Origin of the sequence: Streptococcus orisasini (assembly GCF_001431045.1) — a bacterium.
In the GTDB taxonomy this organism is placed as follows: Bacteria; Bacillota; Bacilli; order Lactobacillales; family Streptococcaceae; genus Streptococcus; species Streptococcus orisasini.
The window spans coordinates 1-3093 of the sequence record NZ_BCLE01000026.1; the positions used below are offsets into that span (position 1 = coordinate 1).

The 3093-nt window shown below is 38.7% G+C and carries 3 protein-coding genes; all 3 read left to right on the forward strand.

From position 1 onward, the window contains the following. Positions 1–430: 430 nt before the first annotated feature. The 3 genes from SCSH_RS04775 (at position 431) to sodA (ending at position 3004) form a co-directional block, all read left to right on the forward strand. Positions 431–1051: a DUF805 domain-containing protein gene (locus SCSH_RS04775; RefSeq protein WP_057490752.1), complete on the forward strand. Its 621-nt coding sequence runs from the start codon at positions 431–433 to the stop codon at positions 1049–1051. Positions 1052–1284: 233 nt separating this feature from the next. After that, entirely contained in the window at positions 1285–2322 is a 1038-nt protein-coding gene (gene holA, locus SCSH_RS04780) for a DNA polymerase III subunit delta (protein WP_057490753.1), read from the forward strand. A gap of 70 nt (positions 2323–2392) precedes the next feature. Beyond that, positions 2393–3004 (forward strand): superoxide dismutase SodA, encoded by a 612-nt coding sequence (gene sodA, locus SCSH_RS04785; protein WP_057490754.1) that lies wholly within the window; start codon positions 2393–2395, stop codon positions 3002–3004. Positions 3005–3093: the final 89 nt, after the last annotated feature.

The following is a 3093-nucleotide window of genomic DNA, read 5'->3' on the forward strand; positions in this document are numbered from 1 at the left end:
GGCTATCCTAATCAACTTGTCCCACTCTCGTTTTTTGCTACAGCGGAAAGTATCTGGGGCAGGCTCGTTCAATTCGCCTATTTTTCTTATAGATTGTGAATTGATACTATCCTAGGATGTGTGTGCTTGTGAAATGCTAACTATAGAGTTTGTCTACAACCTGATTAATGGATTTATTTTTTCAGTATTATCTTGTATCTCAGTTGATGATATTATTTCTCAGAGTTTTTCGTGATGCCATAAATGAATAGGCTCTGAAATGCAGAAAATTAAAGATTTAGTTTACAGAAAAACAAATTTTTTGCTTTTTCATAATTTTGTTAATGATTGTTTTTTCATGCCTATGCTGTGAACCTGTCCGCAGGTAATCTTGTTTTCCCTTGAAATTTATGTTATTCTGTTAAAGAAAAAATTAGTAGGGAGTTTATTTATGTTTACAGCTTATAAAAAATTCTGGACAAATTATGTTAATTTTACAGGTCGAACAAGCCGTTCAGATTATTGGTGGGCAGCCCTGTGCAACTTTTTGATTGTATTTCCTTTTTCTTTTACGGCTATGTCAATCCTTTATTCTAATTATATTGATTTAGTGACTAAATCTTTCAATACGGTTGATCCATCAATTGATTCATCATTTGTTGAAAATAGCTTTTCTCTTTATTCTGTTGATGTTATCATTCTTCTTGTTCTTGTTATTCTTTTTGGTTTGGCCGTTTTGCTGCCAAATATCGCTATTTCTGTTCGTCGCTTGCGTGACGCCGGTTTTCACTGGTCACTTATCTTTGTTCCAGTAGGAGCACTAGTATTTTCACTACTGGCGCTTGTACCTTTCCTACGTGCTATTGTATCTATTATTGTTTGGTTCGCAATGATTTTCTATTATATCTTGCTTTGTCAACCGACAAAACCTTATCAAGCACCTACACAGCCTGTACAGCCAGTGCAAACGCCTAATTTTTATCAAGAACAAGCGGCGCCGCAGCAACAGCAGCCAGCAGCACAGCCTACTGCACCAGCTCAGCCGCAGGCACCAACTGATCAACAGCAATAATTGCTAGAAGCATATAATGAGTTTGGAATTTCTCTAAACTCATTTTTATTTGATTCAAAAAGTGTTTGATGAGATTTTGCTGCTCAAGTAAGGGCTGAAATGAACTAAGAAGGACTTGTTAAGCAATAGAGGGTAGCCATTTAAACCAAAAGTGAACTATGAATGGCAGTATTTGACACTTTTCTTGTTTGTCTGAATGTCCTGCTTTGCTTAAATTTTGCTATAATAAGATTATGATTGCTATAGAAATGATTGAAGGCCTAACCAAGGAAAAGCTGGCTCCGATTACTGTTTTAACCGGAGAGGATTTTGGGCAATACAGCCAGATGAAAGAACGCTTTCTAGATAATATTGGCTTTGAACCCAGTGACTTGAATTATTCTTATTTTGATATGTCTGAAACGGATTATCAGGATGCAGAAATGGATTTGGAGAGCCTGCCTTTTTTTGCAGATGAAAAGATAGTTATTTTTGATAATTTTGCTGATATCACAACGACTAAAAAATCCTATCTTGATGAGAAAGCCTTAAAGCGTTTGGAGGCTTATTTGGGGAATCCTCTTGCAAGCACAAAGTTGATTCTCTGTGCTTCTGGGAAATTGGATGGCAAGCGGCGTTTGGTTAAGCTGCTTAAGCGTGATGCTCAGATTTTTGAAGCAAGGCTTTTGAAGGAGGCGGAGCTTCGAACCTATTTTCAAAAGCAGGCGCATCAAGAAGGTCTGGTTTTTGAGTCTGGTGTCTTTGAGGAGCTGCTCAACAAATCAGCTTTTGATTTTAGTGAGATCAGTAAAAATTTGACCTTTCTAAAGTCCTACAAGGCAGGCGGACAAGTAACGGTTCAGGATATCCAACAGGCTATTCCAAAAACATTGCAGGATAATATTTTCGATTTGACCCAGCTGGTCTTACTGGGCAAAGTGGATGAAGCACGTGATTTAACCCGCGACTTACGGCTGCAAGGAGAAGATGACATCAAATTAATCGCTGTTATGTTGGGACAGTTTCGTATGTTTACTCAAGTTAAATTATTGAGCAGTCAAGGCAAAACAGAGCAACAGATGGTAACAGACTTGTCTGATATTATGGGGCGAAGGGTCAATCCGTATCAGGTTAAATTTGCTGTCAGAGACAGCCGCAGCCTTTCGCTGTCTTTTCTTAAGAAAGCCATGATGTATCTTATTGATGCAGATTATCAAATTAAAACGGGGCTCTATGATAAAGACTACCTATTTGATGTGGCCATTTTGAAAATGATGCACGAAAAACGGTGAGCAGATTAGTTGTAAGCTCTATTTTTTTACGATATGATGAGGGTACCAAAAAAGAAAAGAGGTAATTGATATGGCAATTATTTTACCAGATCTTCCATATGCCTATGATGCTTTGGAACCTTATATTGACGCAGAAACAATGACTCTTCATCATGATAAACACCATGCTACTTATGTGGCAAATGCTAATGCAGCTCTTGAAAAACACCCAGAAATCGGTGAAAATTTGGAAGTGCTCTTGGCTGATGTTCAGCAAATTCCAGAAGATATCCGTCAGGCTCTTCTCAATAACGGCGGCGGACACCTTAACCATGCGCTTTTCTGGGAACTTCTGTCACCAGAAAAAACAGAGATCTCTAAAGAAGTAGCCGCAGCAATTGATGAAGCTTTTGGCTCATTTGAAGCATTTAAGACAGCCTTCACTCAGGCAGCAACGACTCGCTTTGGCTCAGGTTGGGCTTGGTTGGTTGTTAACGCTAAAGGAAAACTTGAAGTGATTTCGACTGCTAATCAAGACACACCAATTTCACAAGGCTTGAAGCCAATCTTAGCTCTTGACGTTTGGGAACATGCTTACTATCTGAAATACCGCAATGTTCGTCCAGATTATATCAAAGCTTTCTTTGACATCATTAACTGGAACAAGGTTGCTGAACTTTATGCAGCAGCAATCGCAAAATAATTCTAAACAGATGAATTGGCGACACTGCACAAGGGGAAGGATACTTTCCCCTTGTGCAGTTAGTCAGTCCTCTAGGAAAATGCAATAGC

Excerpts from the sequence above, each read along its gene's own strand:
- holA (WP_057490753.1), top strand. The coding sequence starts at position 1,285 with ATGATTGCTATAGAAATGATTGAAGGCCTAACCAAGGAAAAGCTGGCT.
- SCSH_RS04775 (WP_057490752.1), top strand. The coding sequence starts at position 431 with ATGTTTACAGCTTATAAAAAATTCTGGACAAATTATGTTAATTTTACA.
- sodA (WP_057490754.1), top strand. The coding sequence starts at position 2,393 with ATGGCAATTATTTTACCAGATCTTCCATATGCCTATGATGCTTTGGAA.